The 19,564-nt window shown below is 48.5% G+C and carries 16 protein-coding genes; 7 read left to right on the forward strand and 9 right to left on the reverse strand.

The features are described 5' to 3' along the window. Window positions 1-204 precede the first annotated feature (204 nt). Window positions 205-1,107, forward strand: coding sequence for an AraC family transcriptional regulator (locus ICL07_RS09420; protein ID WP_188087656.1), 903 nt, complete (start codon window positions 205-207; stop codon window positions 1,105-1,107). Here the strand turns inward: ICL07_RS09420 and ICL07_RS09425 are convergent. The 4 genes from ICL07_RS09425 to ICL07_RS09440 are packed head-to-tail and all read right to left on the reverse strand — an operon-like array spanning window position 1,098 to window position 5,170. Then, window positions 1,098-1,520, reverse strand: coding sequence for an L-rhamnose mutarotase (locus ICL07_RS09425; RefSeq protein WP_188087657.1), 423 nt, complete (start codon window positions 1,518-1,520; stop codon window positions 1,098-1,100). The two genes, ICL07_RS09420 and ICL07_RS09425, sit on opposite strands and share 10 nt — an antisense overlap. A 6-nt stretch (window positions 1,521-1,526) precedes the next feature. Then, the gene (locus tag ICL07_RS09430; protein ID WP_188087658.1) at window positions 1,527-3,086 is read right to left on the reverse strand and encodes a sodium:solute symporter family transporter; all 1,560 of its coding nucleotides are present in this window, start codon (window positions 3,084-3,086) and stop codon (window positions 1,527-1,529) included. A gap of 16 nt (window positions 3,087-3,102) precedes the next feature. Beyond that, window positions 3,103-4,275, reverse strand: a complete 1,173-nt coding sequence (locus ICL07_RS09435; protein ID WP_188087659.1) for an enolase C-terminal domain-like protein — start codon at window positions 4,273-4,275, stop codon at window positions 3,103-3,105. Next, the gene (locus ICL07_RS09440) at window positions 4,268-5,170 is read right to left on the reverse strand and encodes an aldo/keto reductase (protein ID WP_188087660.1); all 903 of its coding nucleotides are present in this window, start codon (window positions 5,168-5,170) and stop codon (window positions 4,268-4,270) included. The genes ICL07_RS09435 and ICL07_RS09440 overlap by 8 nt, the downstream gene beginning before the upstream one ends. A 136-nt stretch (window positions 5,171-5,306) precedes the next feature. Here ICL07_RS09440 and ICL07_RS09445 point away from each other — a divergent pair, with 136 nt between their 5' ends. The 5 genes from ICL07_RS09445 to ICL07_RS09465 all read left to right on the forward strand — a co-directional run bounded on the left by ICL07_RS09445 (window position 5,307) and on the right by ICL07_RS09465 (window position 13,288). Continuing rightward, the gene (locus tag ICL07_RS09445; protein ID WP_188087661.1) at window positions 5,307-5,906 is read left to right on the forward strand and encodes an RNA polymerase sigma factor; all 600 of its coding nucleotides are present in this window, start codon (window positions 5,307-5,309) and stop codon (window positions 5,904-5,906) included. A gap of 59 nt (window positions 5,907-5,965) precedes the next feature. Beyond that, window positions 5,966-7,144: a FecR domain-containing protein gene (locus ICL07_RS09450; RefSeq protein WP_246485054.1), complete on the forward strand. Its 1,179-nt coding sequence runs from the start codon at window positions 5,966-5,968 to the stop codon at window positions 7,142-7,144. A gap of 299 nt (window positions 7,145-7,443) precedes the next feature. Continuing rightward, window positions 7,444-10,695: a SusC/RagA family TonB-linked outer membrane protein gene (locus tag ICL07_RS09455; protein ID WP_188087663.1), complete on the forward strand. Its 3,252-nt coding sequence runs from the start codon at window positions 7,444-7,446 to the stop codon at window positions 10,693-10,695. Between the two features lie 40 nt (window positions 10,696-10,735). Further along, on the forward strand, window positions 10,736-12,148 hold the full coding sequence (locus ICL07_RS09460) for a RagB/SusD family nutrient uptake outer membrane protein (protein ID WP_188087664.1): 1,413 nt from the start codon (window positions 10,736-10,738) through the stop codon (window positions 12,146-12,148). A 21-nt stretch (window positions 12,149-12,169) separates the two neighbouring features. Next, entirely contained in the window at window positions 12,170-13,288 is a 1,119-nt protein-coding gene (locus ICL07_RS09465; RefSeq protein ID WP_188087665.1) for a TlpA disulfide reductase family protein, read from the forward strand. Window positions 13,289-13,373: 85 nt separating this feature from the next. On the opposite strand, the gene ICL07_RS09470 is transcribed toward ICL07_RS09465, so the two are convergent. The 5 genes from ICL07_RS09470 to ICL07_RS09490 all read right to left on the reverse strand — a co-directional run bounded on the left by ICL07_RS09470 (window position 13,374) and on the right by ICL07_RS09490 (window position 18,515). Continuing rightward, window positions 13,374-13,610, reverse strand: coding sequence for a GlsB/YeaQ/YmgE family stress response membrane protein (locus ICL07_RS09470; protein WP_188087666.1), 237 nt, complete (start codon window positions 13,608-13,610; stop codon window positions 13,374-13,376). A 166-nt stretch (window positions 13,611-13,776) separates the two neighbouring features. After that, window positions 13,777-14,457 carry a hypothetical protein gene (locus ICL07_RS09475; protein ID WP_188087667.1) on the reverse strand — a complete coding sequence of 227 codons (681 nt, stop codon included), beginning with the start codon at window positions 14,455-14,457 and terminating at the stop codon, window positions 13,777-13,779. 16 nt (window positions 14,458-14,473) lie between these two features. Continuing rightward, complete coding sequence (locus tag ICL07_RS09480; protein ID WP_188087668.1) at window positions 14,474-14,647, reverse strand: hypothetical protein; 174 nt, start codon at window positions 14,645-14,647, stop codon at window positions 14,474-14,476. Between the two features lie 70 nt (window positions 14,648-14,717). After that, on the reverse strand, window positions 14,718-17,117 hold the full coding sequence (locus ICL07_RS09485; protein WP_188087669.1) for a DUF5686 family protein: 2,400 nt from the start codon (window positions 17,115-17,117) through the stop codon (window positions 14,718-14,720). A 276-nt stretch (window positions 17,118-17,393) separates the two neighbouring features. Then, window positions 17,394-18,515 carry an alkene reductase gene (locus tag ICL07_RS09490; RefSeq protein ID WP_188087670.1) on the reverse strand — a complete coding sequence of 374 codons (1,122 nt, stop codon included), beginning with the start codon at window positions 18,513-18,515 and terminating at the stop codon, window positions 17,394-17,396. Window positions 18,516-18,608: 93 nt separating this feature from the next. Between ICL07_RS09490 and ICL07_RS09495 the strand changes: the two genes are divergently transcribed. Continuing rightward, window positions 18,609-19,544, forward strand: a complete 936-nt coding sequence (locus tag ICL07_RS09495; RefSeq protein WP_188087671.1) for a LysR family transcriptional regulator — start codon at window positions 18,609-18,611, stop codon at window positions 19,542-19,544. Window positions 19,545-19,564 lie beyond the last annotated feature (20 nt).

A 19,564-nucleotide genomic window follows, 5' to 3' on the forward strand; every position in this document is an offset into this window, starting at 1 on the left:
TTGTGGAATTATCTAATAGTATCAGGCGTACGCTGTCCAACCTGCCGTAAAGATGCAACGATCGCCAACGGGGCACAACCCATAATTTGACTATTATAAATGGTATTTTTGCAGCTGTATTACCATCAGTACATAAAGCCAACACTATATTTGCGGGTTTTCTCTATATTTGAAATGACTGATCACCGGAAAATAGCGCCAACAATGCAGTATATATATGAGAATTTTACTTTTCCACCCGACCAATCTTTTACGGTCAGGTCTGATGTGCTTGAAATAAAAAAATATACTGCTTTAAAATCCCATATCAACTTTGAAATCGCCTTACTGGAAAACTGCAGTGGCAGAAGATTTATCGGCGATCACATTGAAGATTTTGAAGGGCCGGAACTGGTATTACTGGGCAGTTACCTGCCCCATTGCTGGCAATACTATAAAGCCATCGATCCGCGTGTACATCCGCAGGCCGTTGTTATTCATTTTTTCCCTGATTTTATGGGAAAGGAATTGCTGGAGAAGCCGGAAGCCCGGCAGTTAAACAAACTCCTCCGGCAGGCGGCCAAAGGGATATTATTTACCGGCAATACATTGCAGGAGGCACAGATGATCATGCACCAGATGCTGTTTGTGTCCGGTCTTAGCAGAATGGCGCTAATGCTGCGTTTATTGGATGTGCTCTCTCAGTCGGAATCTTCTCATATTTTATCTTCTCCTTATTATAATACGGTGGAAAACTCCGGAGAAGCCGGAAAAATCAACAAAGTATTCGAATATATCTTTCAGCATTTCAGGGAAGAAATTGCCTTACAGGAAGTAGCCAACCTGATACCGATGTCTGGCGCCGCCTTCTGCCGTTTCTTTAAACGCAGTACCAACCGCACCCTGCTGGACTTTGTAAAGGAAGTACGGATCGGCCATGCAGCCAGACTGTTACTGGAAGGACAACACAATGTAGCAGAGGCCTGTTATAACAGCGGGTATAACAATATGTCCAATTTCAACAAACATTTTAAGGAGATAAAAGGGCTTTCACCCAGAGAATTTCTCCGGCAGTACCAGGCGCCCCCATCGCATAAAGGCAGCACTACGGCCCCTGATCAGGGATGATCAAAGGTGTAAAATGGTTTTACTTCCACCCATTTCTGTTGCGGCGCGGTACCCGGTATCCCTTGCTGGTAGGTATCCATTAACCGGTTCCATTCGGCACAACGTGGGTCATAGGATTCGGCGATCTTGCCCATCTGTGCCAGGTCCGCTCCTTCGGGGACCGTCACCGTCATTACCAGCAAATGATCATACCGGTATAAGGTGATGTTATGATAACCGGCCTTCTTAAACCCGGCTTCCACTTCCGGCCATATGTGCGCATGATAGTCCAGGTACGCTTTTAATTTCACGGAATCCGGCACAATGTTCACCACAAAAACATGCTCCTTCAGCGCCGCCTGTTGCCTGCCGGTACCGCAGGAAACGAGCAACAACAATAACATACAGCCCATTGACCAACCTGTCTTTCGCATATAAAATCAGTTTAAAACGATGTAGATGATCACCATGATAACCGCCAATATTCCCCATCCCAACCATAAACCTCTGCTCATCGCCAGGTTTGAACTGATGCCGGAAACAGACGGCAACGCACCTGTTGCAGGCTGCCTGCGGGCTACCGTAACTGATGCCATCACCGCCGCAAGTCCAATAAACAAATACACCGACAACAACAGGAAATGCGGCCAGTAACCTTTATACGGATAATTCAACACATAACAGAAGCCAACTACCAGGCAAACAAAACCGCCGCCAAATAACACCAACTCCGCCCCCAGCCTGTCCGTACGAGGCCAGAATATTCCGCTCAAAAACACTACCGACAATGGCGGGGCCAGAATAGAAACAAGTCCCTGCGTGAGTTCAAACAAACTTTTACCCGAATAGGAAAACAAGATGGCAATACCCACACTCAATAAGGCTGCTACCACTGTCAACCACCGGCCAATACGGATACTGTCCCCTTCCTGCAAGGGCCGTAACTGCCCTATCACATCCAGGGTAAATACCGTACTGAAAGAATTTAACCCGGCCGATACCGTATCGATCAACGCCGCTATCAGCGCGGCAATACAAAGCCCCCGCAACCCCGGTGGCATCAGGTTGTTCACCAGCGTAACATAGGCATTGTCCGGTGTAGTGCTATTACCATATAATAACCAGCACAATATTCCCGGAAAAATAAAAATAAAAGGAGTGATAATTTTAAGTCCTGCCAACAACAAAATTCCATACTGTCCCTGTCTCACATTCCTGGCTGCCAGTACCTTTTGCACAATAGTCTGGTCTGCACACCAGTAATAAACCGCTACTACAGGATATCCGGCAAAAATGGCCATCCACGAGTATTCCGGATCTCTGTCCGTATGCAACAGCTTCCAAAAATCCGCCGGCACCGGCGTATTCCATACATGGGTGGAAATGGTTTTTCCCAGCGCCAACACTGTCAGCAGGCAGGATGAAACAATGATGATGAGCGATTGAAATACACCTGTACGGACGACTGCTTTTAAACCGCCCATGGCGGTGTAACTGGTAGCGATAACAGCCACCAGCAAAACAGCCTCCAGCAATGAGCACCGAAAAATACCCGATATGACTAACCCTCCTGCATACAATGCACTGCCTAACCATACAAACAGGATAGAGAACAGGCTGTATATCACCAGGAAATTATAAGACCGTCGGCCATAACGCCATAATAAAAACTGCGGGATCGTACTGATACCGGTTGCAATATAACGTGGAATAAAAAATGCAGCCAATAACATCAAAAACACCCATGCCAGCCACTCGAAATTAGCACCCACCACTCCCTTTGAAAACCCCAGGCTACTCAAGCCTATCAGCATCATCGGGCCAGCATTGGCGCTGAACATGGAAAAACCTATTTGCCACCAATTCAAAGATCTTCCACCTAAAAAAATATCCGTACCCGACGCAGCACGGCGCGACTTCAGATAAAATCCAAAGATGAATAATGCAACGACATATATAAACAGGACCAGATAGTCTATTCCGGCAAGTGTAATCTTCACAAAAAAGGCTTATGGGTCACAAAGATACGACAGGGCGGTATTCCCTGACATTCCGTTTATCCCATACCTTTTTATGGATTACTTTATCCTGTTGCTCCGCTTCCTGCCAGTTAACCCGTACCGCCAAACCCGGTACTTCCGGTAAATAAAACCGTCCGTTCTTCCATTCCGGCCGTGTCCCGAAATAAGTCTCCAGTCCAGCCATGATAGCATGTAAATACTCTACCTGGCAAGCCTCTCCGGCAACAGCCATCAACGATGCCGTGAACAGGGAATACCCTCCGGACGAGAATTCCAGCGAAAAACGACCTGCCAGCTCCTTCACCGCACTCCATTCTTTTATACCGGCCAGATGTCCCGGCACAGGCTGTAAATGTGATACGCCGGCGTTGACCAGAGCAGGGAATACTTTTGCACTACGCTCAGATTCTCCGTAGGCGATCTTCATATCTGTACGCTTGCACAATTGCGTGATCTGGTCCAGTGCAGCGGAGTGAATCGGTTCCTCCAGCCATGCCAGCTCCGCTGTTGCGGTCAGCTCAATAAACCGTAACGCTTCATCCGTTGTCCAGATTTGGTTGGCATCAACTGCCAGTCTTATTTTATTACCCAGCAAACTTCTTACAAAAAGCACCCGCTCTGCATCTTCCTGCATACAGGTACCGAAGCCCTTCCCCACCTTCATTTTATAGCAGTCTACCCCCATGCCGGTAAAATAAGCCACTTCCTGTTCCAATTCCTTGTAACTGTAGTTGGTACCGCCACCGCTACCATACACCTTCATCTCGCTCCTTCCGGCGCCCAGATAACGGTGCAGCGGCACGCCCTTACGCCGGGCAGCCAGGTCATGCAGCGCCATGTCTATTTGTCCCAGCAATGCAGATGCGGGTCCTCTGAAGCCCTCGTTGCGGATAGACCAGTACAGCTGTTTGTACAGTTCATGGTATGGCATACCATCGTTATATAACAACAGCGGTACCAGGCTCGCTTCGAGAATATTATCATAGCTGCTGTATACCGGTACTTCACCCGTATAACCATCTTCATCCATGATCGTCATCAGGGCAATGCCAAAAGCCGGGAAAGGCCCCATGGTGGCATCCTGGATAGGTATCACCGCTTTCACCGGCGCCAATACCCGTATTGTTATACTCCGGATATAAAATATTTCCTGATCAATGCTATACATCTCCCTGCTTTTTATCGCTGATACAGGAAAGGACCTGTTGCATCAGCTGCTCCGGTAAAGGTCCGCTAGCAAAGTCACTCCATGTATTTTCCAATTCTGTTGTATCAGACGCGCCTATAACAATGGTAAACGAATAGGGCAATGAGAGCAAAAAACGATGGGCCATAGCGGGCAAGGTAAGACCAGCATCACCGGCCAGTTGCTCCAACCTCGCGGCAGTCATCAGCTTATCTTCTTCCAGCCATGCCGGGCGCATTTCACGAAACTGCCGGATGCATCTTCCGAGCAGTCCCATATTCAATGGACTGGCTACAAAATATTGCAAACCATGTTGCATACAATAAGGCAGCGAATCTGTCAGTCCCTCCGTGCAGCAGGCATTCACCCGGTTGTATTCCATCATCACATCAAACCATCCTTCATCCAGGTATTTTTTCATCCATACAGGCCAGTTGCCACCCACGCCGAGACGCTGAACCCATCCCCGGTCACGGAAGCCCGCCAGTGTTGTCATCACCCTTTCCACCTCCGCTACGGGAATGGCTTGCGGATCGTGGATAAACAGCGTATCCAGGCAGGAAACCCCGAGTGTTTGAAGACTCTCCCCCACACTCCGTGTCATTCCCTCCGGTGTATAATCATAGTGCCCTTCATCTGCGGCATATGATTTTAAACGGCCTACTTTGGAACTCAGCATCGGCATAGTGCCTTTCCATTGCCGCAAAGCAGCGCCCACATAAGCCTCCGCATCGCCGTAAGCCGGAGCGGTATCTATACCATCCACGCCATACTCCAGTGCCGCCAGCACTGTTGTTATCGAATGTGCCGGATCTACCGCACCCCAGACACCGCCTAGACCGGCTGTGCCCAATACCAAAGGTTTATTCATCATCATGCATCATACATTCCTGTTATCAAAACTAAGGAAGATCAACCGATGGGGCCACCTCAAAATTGACGGGCATCGATGTTTTATTTGCTTCCTGATTCTCCCGATTTTATTCTATGTTTATACCTATATATCAGATATTTTGTTGGAGCAGAACGACTTGTATAACGAACCTGCCCTGCTGTTGCAGGTGGCAGCAGGTAATGAAGCGGCTTTCAGCGCCCTGGTAGAACGCTATTGGCCGCGGATATACGGCCATGCATTGGCCTATGCCAAATCCTTGCCGGCAGCGGAAGAAATTACCCAGGACATATTTATGGACATCTGGAACGGCCGCGAAAAACTTCCCGGAGTGGAACATTTCTCCAATTATCTTTTTATTGTGGCCCGCAACCGGGTGTTCAAAGCGATGCGGAAGAGACTGGAAGAAACCACCGCCCTGGAAGATATTCATCCGGCGGCGGATATATGGTTGCCCGATCAACAGGCCGAATACAGGGAAATACATGCCCTGCTGACAAAAGGCATCTCCCATCTTCCCCCGGCACGCAGACAGGTATTTACCATGAGCCGGATGGAAGGCAAAGGATATGAGCAAATCAGCCAGGAGTTGCAGATCTCCCGGAATACCGTCAAGGAACATATTGTGAAAGCGCTCCACTTTCTCCGGCACTATATGGCTCAACACGGCCGGCCCATGATTTCTATACTGACAGTAATAACCGGTAACCTGTTGCGATAATTTTTTTTTCAGACAACCACCCTACCCGGAAAAAACCGGGTCTTTATAGATAAGCAGTGATGATAACACCTGAAATATTACAGCGATTACTGGATGAATATGCCATGGGCACCATTTCACCGGAAGACCGGCAACAGCTGCTGGCCATTCTGCGTGATCCCCAATGGGCCGACGAAGTGGCCGGCATGTTGCAGCGGGACCTGGAAACCGGCCGCTACGATGTAGTGGCTGCCGAACTGCCGGAAGTACAACAACGGATCAGGCAACGGTTATCAGGGCTTACAACATCTGCCCCGGCACCTCGCGGCATTTTCGCCCTTGGCTGGAGAAAAGTAGCCGCCGCGGTCATACTCGTGGCCGGCCTTTCCACTGCGGTGGTATACCTCACCCGGTCCGGCAAACAACCTGCCACTAAACAACCAGCGGCGGTAGCGGTGAATATTGGTCCGGGGGGCAACAAAGCCATGCTCACCCTTTCCGATGGCAGCACCGTTCCCTTGGACCAGGCCAGCGACGGACTGATTGCCCAACAGGGAAATACACAGGTGGTGAAACTGGCCAACGGGCGACTGGCCTATCAGCCGCAGGGTGGAGCCGATACCGCCATGCGCTGGAATACCATCAGCACGCCCCGGGGCGGCGAATACCAGGTAACCTTGCCCGATGGAACCAAAGCCTGGCTCAACGCAGCATCATCCATCACGTTCCCCGCTGCTTTCGCCCAACACGAACGGCCAATAAAAGTTACCGGCGAAGTATACCTGGAAGTAGCACAGGTGGCGCGCCAGCCTTTCATGGTAACAGCCCGTAATGTAACGGTCAACGTACTGGGTACCAGCTTTAATATCAACGCTTATAACGACGAAACATATACGAAAATAACACTGGTGACCGGCAGCGTAAAAGTAAAAGTACACAGCCGGGAATGGCAACTGAAGCCTGGCCAGCAGGCCGGCATCAGCGATACGATTGTCAACATACAGGCCCATACCGATATAGAGCAAATCCTTGCCTGGAAAAACGGGCTGTTTAATTTCAACGGCGCCGATCTCCCCACTGTCATGCGACAACTGGAACGCTGGTATGGTATACAGGTCAAATATGAAGGACCTGTACCAGGTATCATTTTTAAAGGTGAAATGTATAAAAATGTAAATCTTTCAGATGTAATAGAGATGCTAAAAGCGATGGGCGTAAAATTCACGCTGCAGGACAGTACCTTAACCGTAAAAGGCTGAATTGATATCAACCATTAGTTAAAAACAACGATTCCGTAAGGCTTCATACCACCATTCACCGCGTTGCTGCCGCAACCTGCGGGAATGTATTGCCAGCCTTCATCACCATCAAAACAATTCTCCCAAACAAAAAACCGGAAGTGTTGGAAGCACTCCCGGGTATATGTCTGGCCGAATAATAACAAGGTCCCGTAAAGACTGCTTATTCATCAACCAAACACCGTAAAATTATGCAAAATTCTGCGATTCATGCGCGGAGGGCCAGGAGGCGCCCTGACATCACCAAAATCCTGTTCGTCATGAAATTAATCATGGTACTATTGACTGCCGGTTTTATGCACGTTTGTGCTAAAGGCGTGTCGCAGAGCATCAGTTTTTCCGGCAGGAATGTGCCGCTGGAAACAGTGTTCTCAGCTGTCAAACAACAAACCGGGTACGTATTTATGTATACCGAGCCGCTGTTACGTGTATCCAATCCCGTTACCACCGATGAAAAAAATGTGCCGCTGGAAAAATTCCTGACAAACATCTTCAGCACACAACCACTACAGTACAACATCAAGGGGAAAACCATTTTCGTATATGCCAAAGCATTACCGTTAGTACCCGCTGCACCCGCCGTGATAGCCCAACCTATTACCGGTCGCATTACCGATGCAGACGGGCAGCCGTTGCCCGGCGCTACGGTAGTCGTCAAAGGCACCACCCGTTCCGCCCCTACCAATGCGGACGGCGTGTTTACGCTATCTGTCAATCCCGGCGAAGTACTGGTCATCAGTTTCATCGGTTATGAGAAAAAGGAATACAACGTTACCGCAGCAACGATGGCCGGTCATACGATCACGGTTTCGCTGGCACGCGCTACCAGCGTGCTGGACGATGTACAGGTGATTGCCTATGGTACCACCACCCGGCGGTTAAGTACGGGCAGTATTGCCAAAATAAGGGGTGAAGATATCCGTAAACAACCGGTAGAAAGTCCGTTACTGGCCCTGGGTGGCCGGCTACCGGGTGTACAGATATCCCAAACCAGCGGCCTGGCTGGCGCGCCGGTAAGTGTGACGATCCGCGGTAAAAGCTCTCTGGGCGCTGGCTCTGAGCCTTTGTATGTGATTGACGGCGTTCCATTTGCACACGCACTGGGTAGTGTCACGCTGTCCAACGGCTTGTCCGCCCAAACCATGGGAGGCATGTTGGGAGCAACGGCCGGTACCAGTCCCTTCGTCAGCCTTAATCCGGCTGATATTGAAAGCATAGAAGTATTAAAAGATGCCGACGCCACCGCCATCTATGGCTCCAGGGGCGCCAACGGCGTGGTGCTCATCACCACCCGTAAAGCCAAAGCAGGCAAAACAAATGTGGACGCATCCTATTACACCGGGTGGGCCAGACCAACCCGTATGCCACGCATGATGAACACCCAACAATACGTGACCATGCGTAAAGAAGCTTTCCGCAACGACGGTATTGTACCCACTACCTCCAATGCTACTGACCTGATGTTGTGGGATACCACCCGTTATACCGATTGGAGTAAAATGCTGGTAGGCAAACAGGCACGCAGCAACGATGCGCAGGTACGTATATCCGGTGGTAACCAGCAAACACAGGCTTCCCTGGCTGCCGGCTTTCACCGGGAAACACCTATCTATTATGGCGACATGTCAGATAACAGGGCAAACGTACACACCAGTATCGTACACCGTTCTACCGACAGTAAATTTTCCGTTTCCTTTAATGCCAGCTATAATACCGACAAAAACAATATCATCACCACAGACCTGATGCAGCTGTTGACAACCATCCCCAACGCTCCTTATCCCTTCGATTCCAGCGGTAACCTGGTATGGCGCGACCAGGGCATCAGCTTCTCTAACCCACTCGCCTATACGTTTAAAAAATTTATCGCCAATACCGACAACCTGCTTGGCAGCATGAATATGCGGTACCAGGTCATGAATGGTCTGCAATTGAAAGTAGATGCGGGCTTCAACTCTATCCGGGTAGATCAGACCGCTACCAATCCGCTTAAATCCCAAAGTCCTTTTAGTACTACCGCCAACAGTACCGCAGATTTCTTCTCCAAAAAATCGAATAACTGGATCATCGAACCACAGGCGGAGTATTCACATACCTGGGGAAAAGCAGCCGTACAAGTACTGGCGGGCGGCAGTTTCCAGGAACAGCTAAACCAGGAAACCACCATCAATGCCAGTGGCTATGCCAACGATGATTTGTTAATGACACCGGGTCCGGCTGCCACGAAAAACGTTAGCAGCGCTTATAACAAATATCATTACGCCGCCTTATTTGGTCGGGTAAGTATGAACTGGGACGGTAAATACCTGCTCAATGCATCTGCCAGACATGATGGCTCCAGCAGGTTTGGCCCGGGTAAACAATTTGGTACTTTCGGGGCAATAGGCGCCGGTTGGGTCTTCTCCGAAGAAAAGTTCATGAAAGGGCTCTCCTTTCTCAGCTTTGGTAAGTTAAGAGCCAGTATGGGCGTAACCGGCAACGATCGTATCCCTGACTACGCATTTCTTGCCCAATGGCGATCTGTTAATGCAGCCATTCCTTATCAGGGTACCAGCGGTCTTTATCCATATAACCTCTTCAATCCGGATTATGCCTGGGAACGGAACCGTAAATGGGAAGCAGCCCTGGAATTGTCTTTCCTGAAAGAGCGAATCTATGTGAGCGCCAATTATTATCTCAACAAAACAGATAACCAGCTCACAGGGCTCACCCTTCCTTCCCAGGTTGGCTTTACTTCCCTGACTGCCAACCGCGATGCCATCCTTCAAAATTCAGGGTGGGAACTAATGCTCAGCACCACCAATATGGAAAAGAAAAATTTCAGCTGGAAAACAACGTTTAATATCACCGTTCCGCGGAATAAACTCCTTGCTTACCCCGGACTGGAAGATACCTATTACGCCAGTATTTTTAGTATCGGGCAACCCGTGACGATTTCCAAATTTATCCCCAACCTGGGTGTAGATCCTAAAACAGGTGTCTATCAACTGGGCGGTATGGCTATCCCCAAAGACCAAACACAAAGCTATGATATGGCACAACGTCATTATGGCGGTCTTCAAAACACCGTTACCTATAAGAACTGGACACTTGATTTCTTCTTCCACTTCGTTAAACAACGGGGTAAAACAGCCATCCTGTTCCAGGCGCCCGGCAGCCGTAGCAACCAACCCGTGGAAATGCTGGACCGTTGGCAACATCCGGATGATATTACCGATGTACAACGTTTTACTACTACCGGTATCGCCGCTACTACCTATAGCTACTACGCCAACTATTCCGATGGCCGCGTAGCCAATGCTTCGTTTGTCCGCCTGAAAAACGTATCACTGTCTTATCAGTTCGACCGCCGCATTGCCCGCCGCATCAAAGCGGAGAATATCCGGGTGTATGCGCAGGGACAGAACCTGCTCACCTTCACCCATTATAAAATCGGTGATCCTGAAACAATGTCCTTCAGCAGCATGCCGCCTATGAGAATGCTGACAATCGGTGCACAGGTATCATTCTAAACAACCATCTAAAAAAATCATCATGAAAAATATATTATACATGCTACAAAAAAAAAGCTGGTGGTGGATAGCCCCTTGCTTGTTGCTGATCTTCATATTTTCATCCTGCAAAAAATTCGTTGTGATAGAAACCCCTCCCACGGTGCTGACTGACGATAAGATTTTCGCCAACGATAAATCAGCTACCTCCGCCATGGTTTCTATTTATATCAATATGATGAATGACCAGTATGGCAGCAATGGTTCCTTCGTTTGTTTTTCCATGTCATCGCTGGCAGGCATGTCCGCCAATGAATTGACCTGGACGCAGAACAATACCAGCGCACCGGATTACCAGCAATTCAACGACCATGGGCTTACACCGCCCAACCGTTATGTGGGCAGTTTCTGGTCAGACGGTTACAAATACATCTACCGCGCCAATGCTATTATCCAGGGCTTATCTACCGCCACAGCTTTGAGCGACAGCGTAAAAACACAGCTGGCTGGCGAAGCCCGGTTCATGCGTGCCTTCTGTTATTTTTACCTGGTGAATCTTTTTGGAGATGTACCCCTGGTGATGGGCACTGCTTACCAGGAAAACATGCTGCTGCCAAGAACACCGGCCGCAGCAGTATGGGAGCAAATCATCACCGACCTGAAAGATGCGAAGGCACTGTTGACGGATAAATATTTTACTGCCGAAAGGCTACGCCCTAACCGTTATGCCGCCTCAGCGCTGCTGGCAAGGGCATACCTCTACAACCGCCGCTGGCTGGAAGCAGAAAATGAAGCTACTTCCATTATCAATTCCGGCGTATATGGGACCACGTTACCTCCGCTGGACCAGGTCTTTAAAAAAGGAAGCCCCGAAGCTATCTGGCAACTGCAGCCAGTTATCGCCAACGCGAATACCCCGGAAGGCGGACAGTTTGTGGTGACCGGTACTACCCGGCCCAATTATGAATTGACACCACAACTACTCAATGCTTTTGAAGCCGGTGACAACCGCAAGGCAGCCTGGATTGGTTTCAGTGACATTACCAACAACCCCTCCTGGGCTTACCCGGCCAAATACAAGGCCGGCACCGGTCCACTGACGGAGTATTACATCGTTTTCCGCTTAACGGAACAATACCTGATACGCGCCGAAGCGCGTGCCCAGCAAGCCGGTAAAATACCACAGGCGCAAGCCGATCTGAATATGGTCCGTAGCCGTGCAGGCCTGAACGTTACTACCGCCAACGATCAGCCATCTATGCTGCAAGCCATCGAAAAAGAGCGGCAGACAGAATTCTTCGCCGAATGGGGACATCGCTGGCTGGACCTGAAACGGACCAACCGGGCAGAAGCCGTGCTAAAACCGCTCTCTCCGCCCAATACCTGGAAACCAGGGTCGGTATTATATCCCATTCCAGACGTAGAAATCAGGGCTAATCCTAAACTTACACAAAACGATGCTTATCTTTACTGATAAAATCAAAACCACCAACACATGAAAAGACTGTTCTTTACGGCCTTGATGGCCAGTCCTATCGCTATGATGGCACAGGACACCACCTTTACCATCAAAGGTTCCATCGGAAAACTGAATGCTCCTGCCAAAGCTTATCTATCTTATTTCACCGCCACCGATAGGATAGTTGATTCCGTGGTGCTGAAAAAAGGCAGCTTTGAGTTCAAAGGTAATGTCACCTCACCGATGATGGCTACCCTGGCCGTATCTCACACGGGCGAAGCGATACAACGCAACTCGGATGCTCTCACCTGTTACATTGAACCTGGCAAAATACAGGTGATCGCAAAAGATTCCATTAAAAATGCGGTCATCAAAAATTCACCAATCAATAATGTGTATCACGGATACCAGCAGCTGCTGGCGCCGGAAGATGCCGTACTGAAAAGCCTGGATGCCCGTTGGGCACAATCTACTGCGGAAGAGAAAAAAGGCTCTGCCCTGCGTGACAGCCTGATGGCCGTTGCTTCTCCCGCTATGGAAGCGAAGAAAAAAAAGCAACAGGAATATATCCGGCAACATCCGGATAGTTATTTCAGCCTGGTAGCATTAAAAGAGATTGCCGGCAGCGCACCGGACTACAACACTATCGCTCCGGTTTTTAACGGTCTGAGTGCTGCGGTTAAAAACACCAAAGCCGGTGTTGATTTTGCGAAAAGGCTTGATATCGCCAAAGCTACGTCTGTAGGAGCAATAGCGCCCAATTTCACCCAAAACGATGTAAACGATCAACCGGTAAGCCTGTCTTCCTTTAAAGGTAAATATGTGCTGGTCGATTTCTGGGCTTCCTGGTGTGGTCCCTGCCGCGCCGAAAACCCTAATGTCGTAAAGGCTTATGAACAGTTCAAAGACAAAGGTTTTACCATCCTCGGCGTATCGCTGGACCAGAAAAAAGAGGCATGGTTAAAAGCGATCGAAGCAGATAAACTCTCCTGGACACATGTGTCTGATCTGAAGTTCTGGAACAATGCAGTTGCCCAACAATATGGTATCCGTGGCATCCCCGCCAATTTCCTGCTGGACAAAGAAGGTAAGATCGTCGCCCGCAACCTCCGGGGTGAAGAACTGGAGAAAAAACTGGCGGAAGTACTGAATTAATCGTATAGTGATCAACGTTAAAAACAGTAAGGGTCGGCAATAGTTGCCGACCCTTACTGTTTTGATTCATCCGTTCAAACTGGCGTCATCGTTTTATGAGTCGTACCAGCCAAATCAATATAATGGAGCCTATCAGCGCCACAATCAACGAACCTATCAGGCCGTTGCCCATGTGCAGCCCCAGTTTGCCGAAAAGCCAGCCACCCAGCCAACCGCCGATAACTCCCACAATAATATCTACAATGATCCCAAATCCGTCACCACGCATAATTTTACCGGCCAGCCAGCCAGCGATGCCTCCGATAATAATAGTCCAAATCATAATGATGAGGTTTTAATGTACACATCAATTTACAGGAATTTTTTCATGTTATTTGTTATTTTTTGTTAATACATACTAACAAAGAAATATTTATAGATGTCGAATATTTAATTTGTAACGCGCTATCCGTTGAAAATAGTCACTTTCAGTGTCTTCATAAAGTATATCATGCAGCGTCACCAGCTACCTTCGCAGTTTGACGTTGCTTCTCCCATATCATAAAATCAATTTCCTTCCTGGGCTTGAAGAAGCCGAGGATACAATTGGGATTCCGGATACATATCTGAATATGCGTCTTTTCAAAGAGACCGGCGCCCTCAAAAATGGGAGCGCCTTCTATGAAAACACCACGGGTGGAGTCGAAAACCCTACTGTTCCCCGACTGCCCATTCAGCTGATTTATCTCATTCACTTTCCAGGTTTTCCTATGCATAAATTCAATTACTGCACAATCAAGATACCGTAAAACCATGTCTTGGGTTTCTTTCCCAAACAGACCTTTGTTTTCCGGTAACATTACACCCAGCGCATCAAATTCCCTTGCCATATCCTCAAAATTACTCGCTAGTAGTTGAAGATAACGGGTTTCCATAAAATCACAACAATACCCCAGGTTTAATACCGCACCAACAACAGCCGGGTGCCGGATCGCCCCCCGTTTCATTTTCTCTTCCGCCCATTCCAGTGCTCTGTTGTAATTATTTTCCCAGAAATAGAATCCATGTCCCAGCCAGTCAAAGGGCTTCTGGCTCATCTTAAATTCATCGGGGTTACTTAACAGCATATCTCTTACCTCGGCTTCACATCCATGGAAGCCGATGATAAGGTGGGGCTTAACATCGTACATTGATTGTTTTTTTGGGTTAACTTTTTGGCGGTACTCTTCTTACAAAATATGACTCCAGTATAGTATAAGGCTCCCTGAAATTGCCTTTTTCATCCAGGATGCCCGCACCTACAAATACATCCATCGCTTCCTCCGGCGTCATCTTTTTTTTAGCTATTTCCATTAACGCATTAAATTCTGCATCGGTCATAAACAATGATTATACCTACGAATATACCGCATTCCCTATTCACGCCAAAAAAAATAATCAGCACTCCAAACTAAAACTGCAACCGGAAACTACCGAACACACCGAAGTCTCCGGTATGCCCCAGCGGCGTTTTCTGCGGATAAAACCGCCATACGGCATCTACCCGGAAGAAGCGGAAAATATTATCAAAACCAGTCCCCACCTCGGTATATACGTTACCTTTAAGAGAGCGCATTCCATAACGCCCAAACTCCATTTGATTATACACCCGGTTGCGATATGATAAATCACCGATCACAGATTTCACATTCCAGAACTGCCGCACACCTGTTTTACGCATAAAGGGCAACAGGTTCAATAACTTCCCTTCGAAATTATGCTCAATGTTGATACCTGCATAACGATCGCTGAAGAACTCGTACTTGTTCATCAGGCTGAAAGATTCTTTGTTGTAGTAATAAGTTTCATTACCCGGATGTACCTGCAACAGCATAAAAGGCAAACGGTCGGCGAAGATCCTCCCGCCGTAGATCATATAGTTAACCCGTCCCCAGCGGGAGATAGGGAACTGCTGCCGCAGACTGACATTCACTTTATGATACTGGAATTTACTGTCCAGCACACCGGAAGGCGCCCAGGACCAGGCCATCTCCGCTACCGGCAGATTACTGCGCACCCGCTTGGTTTTACGAAAAGTGCGGACTACTTTTTCACCCGGTGCATAGCGGAATTTCAGTTGAAACTCCGTATTGACTACCTGCCCTTTTTCTTCCGACAAAAACATTTTGTGCGAAGGCAACGGATCAAAAGTAGTATACCGCGTACGGGAAACTGTTCCCTGTAAAGAAAACTCCTGTGGAAATTGTTTGATGGCTGATAAACGGACATCCGCCTCACGGATGAATTTCTGGGGAATACCCCGGCGACGGACCAGCTGACCAAAAATATTATCCAGCGATACTTCTTCTCCGTTAAACCCTCTTTGATTGTTATCCAGGTCATCTTTGTAAGATGCCAATAGCTGCCATCCATTGTCTTTAGGCCAGGTATAGGTTACGGCCATCTTACCTTTCAGGGATTCATCTTTCATACCATAAGCGAGGTAACCATTCAACCGCAGGTTACGGCTGAATTCCGCCGTAGTACCCAAATCAAACCGCAGCCTCGGTCCTTCTACCCGGTTACGGCTCACCCATTTATACCACGGACCAATCTCTACTTTCCCCAGCTTAATATGTCCGTCTACCAGGAAAGTAATGGTGTTGCTCAGGCGCTTGAAGGAAGGTAAAGATTTTAGTGTATCCACTAACGTTATAGCATGTCTTTCATTACGCGTGAGTATTTCCGGACGATGTTGCTCAATATAACTTTTACCGGCAGCCAACGCACTGTCCGGAATCACCACTTCTTCTTTTCTGCGGTTGTTATTGAGTTTATCTGCGATAAAATCCTGGTTGGTAGCAATATGGCTATACAAGGTTGTTTTACGGCCGATGAAAGTAGTCCGGTTTTTACCCATAGGCGCCAGTTCCACGATAAAACGGTCCTTGGTCACCACCCATTCCTTTTCCCGCTGCTGACTGAATTCCTGGATAATATCCAGTCTTTTGACGAAGTTAATATTCACAGCTCCGGCGACCGACAAACTGATTTTCTGTAAAGCCCAGGTGGAGGCCTGTATCCAGCAATCGCCGGCAAACAGGTTTTCGCCCTCCCGGCGTGGTGTGAATGCCAGATGATAATATTGTTCGCCATGCTGCAAAACGGTATCCAGTCCTTTGTAATGATAGTAGCGGTCACCTACGCTGCTGAGCGGACTGATAAACTCCCGGCCGAAAATAAACAGGGAGTTCTGATAGGTATTTATTTTCTGGTGAATACCCCCCAGGTATTCCATGACGGACTCGTTTTTGATACCGCTGTTGTTCAGTGCGCGGATTTCTTCTCTTACTCTGGGAGGGTTACCGGAAGTATAATAATCTGAAACAGACTCGCTTAGAAATACCGGTAGAAAGGGACGCTGTTCAGAGGAGGTGTCTATCCGCTCTGCTACGAAGGCATACGGCTTCATGATCCGTGATTTCTCCCATCGTTGCCGGTTGATATTGGAAACATCTATTTCCAGTTTATTATAGAGCTCGGCATAATAACTATCGTAATGTCCGGGAGCATTGGTTGCCTTATGAGCCACCAGCTGACGCCACCATACCAGTCCTTTATCCATTTTGGCTTTTACTTCCACCCCCATTTTTACGGTCGCATCCAGCTGAATCACGAGCGGAACGATGTTGGTGGCCGCCAACGGTATTAGTTTGGGATCATATCCTACATAACGTACCACCAGCGTGTCTTCCCGCCTGGAACTGCTGGCTAACCGAAAAAAACCGGCACTGTCCGTCATGACGCCGTAACCGGCGGCTTTCCAGTAAACAGTGGCGAAGGGTAGCGGCTCTTCTGTGAATTTGTTCACTACTCTTCCGCTTGTGGTAGCGGAATGCTGTGCCCAAACCTGATTTGCTGACAAAAGCACACAAAAAAACACGATCCAGGCCTTGCAAGTACAGATGAAGGTTTGCGGCATCAATTAACAGTTGTGGTACTATTAAGACGGAAATTTGCAAACCTCCCTCCATTACCCGGACAGAATTATTGAAAAGAGAGAGAATAAGCCGCCAGTACCTGCCTGAGGCACCCATAGGAAATAAAACAAAAAGGGCTGGACAAGCATATCCAACCCCTATCCGTTTTAAGCCATTACAGGCGCCGCTTGCTGATAACGTGTGTAATCCGTATAGCCTTTGGCCGTACCTCCAAAGAAGGTAGACGGATCCGGCGTATTCAGCGGCAGATCGTGTTCCAGACGGTATGGCAAATCTGGATTGGCGATGAAAGGACGACCGAAACCAACCAGGTCAGCCCAACCTTTATCCAGCGCCTCCTGCGCCTTTTGTTTATTGTATTTACCGGAATAAATCATGGTACCCTTAAAAGCCTCCCGGTAGGCTTCCTTGAAGGCTGCAGACATCACCGGCGCATTTTCCCAATCGGCTTCCGCAATGTGGATATAGGCAATGCCTATCTCATTCAGTATGTGCGCAGCAGCGATATAGGTTTCTTCCGGATGATCATCCTGTGCTCCCATCAGCGTTGTCAACGGCGCCTGGCGCACGCCTACTCTTTCTTTGCCGATAGCATTGGCCACCGCGGTGGTGACTTCCTTCAGGAAACGAAGCCGTTTTTCCAGGGTACCGCCATATTCATCGGTACGGTGGTTGGTTTGCGAATCGATAAATTGTTCGATCAGGTATCCGTTGGCGCCATGCAGCTCGATACCGTCAAAACCGGCAGCGATAGCGTTTTTAGCCGCTACAACGTAATCGTTGATGATGTCTTTAATCTCGGGAATCGTCAGTTCCCTCGGCATGGAATGTTGTTCCATACGGATATTACCGGCTGCCGGGCCTCCTCCCGTGGCATCAATGACCACCTTTACTCCTTCGGCAAGGATGGCAGAAGGCGCTACCGGTGCGGCGCCATCCGGTTGTATAGATACATGCGATACACGGCCCACGTGCCAAAGCTGCGCAAATATCCGTCCTCCTTCCCGATGCACCGCATCGGTAACTTTTTTCCAGCCTGCTACCTGGGCAGGGGAATAAATTCCCGGCGTCCATACATATCCCTGACCTTGCCGGCTGATTTGTGTACCTTCTGTAATGATCAAACCAGCAGTAGCCCGCTGTGCGTAATATTCCGCCATCAGATCGGTGGCAACATCGCCTTCGCCGGACCTGGAGCGGGTCATGGGCGGCATTACAATTCTATTGTTAAGTGTGATTTGTCCTACTGTATGTTTCGTAAAAAGCATTGTTTTATTTTTTTGATAACACAAATGTCAGCTTAAATCAATCATTATACAAATAAGTTAAATTGTACCTTTGCATCAGAAAAATAATAGACTATGAACCTCAATATGGAATGGTTACGTACCTTCAAAACCATCTACGAAAAAGGGACCCTCACGGCTGCCGCACAGGCGCTTTATATATCACAACCCGGTGTCAGCCTGCATCTCAACTCGCTGGAGGTGGCTACCGGATACAAACTGTTTGATCGCTCCGCGAAAAAAATGGTGCCTACGGAAAGGGCCAAAGTTCTTTACAACTTCATACAGGAGCCTATGGGCCGCCTCGAAATGGCGGAACAGGTATTTCATCGCAGCAGCCGGGAAGGCCGCTCCACCATCAGCATCGGCATGTGCTTCGAAACATTTCAGTTTACGCTGGAGAGGTATATCTCCACCCTTCCATTTAACATCATCGTTAAATTCGGGCTATATCCGGAAATGATCCACGACCTGGACAAGGGTGTATTGGATATGATCGTCACTTCGGAAAAAGGGGAACAAACCAATCTCGAATTTAAACCTTTCTCCCGTGAAAGGGTGGTGATGGTATGCGGCGCCAGTACCAACATCAAACCGCTCAAAGGACTGCTGAAAGAAATCGATACAAAAGACGAAAAGCTGAAAGCCATCAAAATAACAGCGCTGGAAAGCTGGTTGAAACAACAGATATGGTATAGCACCGCCGCTGATATGGACCATCTGAAACGCTTCTGGAAAACGAACCTGCGGCAGAACATCGACTTCAAGCCCAATTACATCGTGCCCAATATCAGCTCTATTGTGCGTTGCCTCAGCGGCAATGAAGGTTTTGCGATCATGCCTGATTTTCTGTGCCGGGATGAGATTAAATCCGGCCAAATCAAATCGGTATGGGCAGGTGATATCAAAGTGGAGAATACGCTGTACTTCGGGTCCCGCAAAAAAACCATCTACAACAAGGAAATCACGATGGTGGAAGATATCTTCCGGAAAGAAATGGGAGCGCTGTAAAAAAGTCAGCCGTTAGTTGT

Origin of the sequence: Chitinophaga qingshengii, assembly GCF_014529935.1 — a bacterium.
GTDB lineage: Bacteria > Bacteroidota > Bacteroidia > Chitinophagales > Chitinophagaceae > Chitinophaga > Chitinophaga qingshengii.

Bases quoted from the DNA above. Each gene is read 5' to 3' on its own strand.
- ICL07_RS09420 (WP_188087656.1), top strand. From the start codon at position 205: ATGCAGTATATATATGAGAATTTTACTTTTCCACCCGACCAATCTTTT.
- ICL07_RS09425 (WP_188087657.1), bottom strand. From the start codon at position 1,520: ATGCGAAAGACAGGTTGGTCAATGGGCTGTATGTTATTGTTGTTGCTC.
- ICL07_RS09435 (WP_188087659.1), bottom strand. From the start codon at position 4,275: ATGTATAGCATTGATCAGGAAATATTTTATATCCGGAGTATAACAATA.
- ICL07_RS09440 (WP_188087660.1), bottom strand. From the start codon at position 5,170: ATGATGATGAATAAACCTTTGGTATTGGGCACAGCCGGTCTAGGCGGT.
- ICL07_RS09450 (WP_246485054.1), top strand. From the start codon at position 5,966: ATGATAACACCTGAAATATTACAGCGATTACTGGATGAATATGCCATG.
- ICL07_RS09455 (WP_188087663.1), top strand. From the start codon at position 7,444: ATGAAATTAATCATGGTACTATTGACTGCCGGTTTTATGCACGTTTGT.
- ICL07_RS09460 (WP_188087664.1), top strand. From the start codon at position 10,736: ATGCTACAAAAAAAAAGCTGGTGGTGGATAGCCCCTTGCTTGTTGCTG.
- ICL07_RS09465 (WP_188087665.1), top strand. From the start codon at position 12,170: ATGAAAAGACTGTTCTTTACGGCCTTGATGGCCAGTCCTATCGCTATG.
- ICL07_RS09470 (WP_188087666.1), bottom strand. From the start codon at position 13,610: ATGATTTGGACTATTATTATCGGAGGCATCGCTGGCTGGCTGGCCGGT.
- ICL07_RS09475 (WP_188087667.1), bottom strand. From the start codon at position 14,457: ATGTACGATGTTAAGCCCCACCTTATCATCGGCTTCCATGGATGTGAA.
- ICL07_RS09480 (WP_188087668.1), bottom strand. From the start codon at position 14,647: ATGACCGATGCAGAATTTAATGCGTTAATGGAAATAGCTAAAAAAAAG.
- ICL07_RS09490 (WP_188087670.1), bottom strand. From the start codon at position 18,515: ATGCTTTTTACGAAACATACAGTAGGACAAATCACACTTAACAATAGA.
- ICL07_RS09495 (WP_188087671.1), top strand. From the start codon at position 18,609: ATGAACCTCAATATGGAATGGTTACGTACCTTCAAAACCATCTACGAA.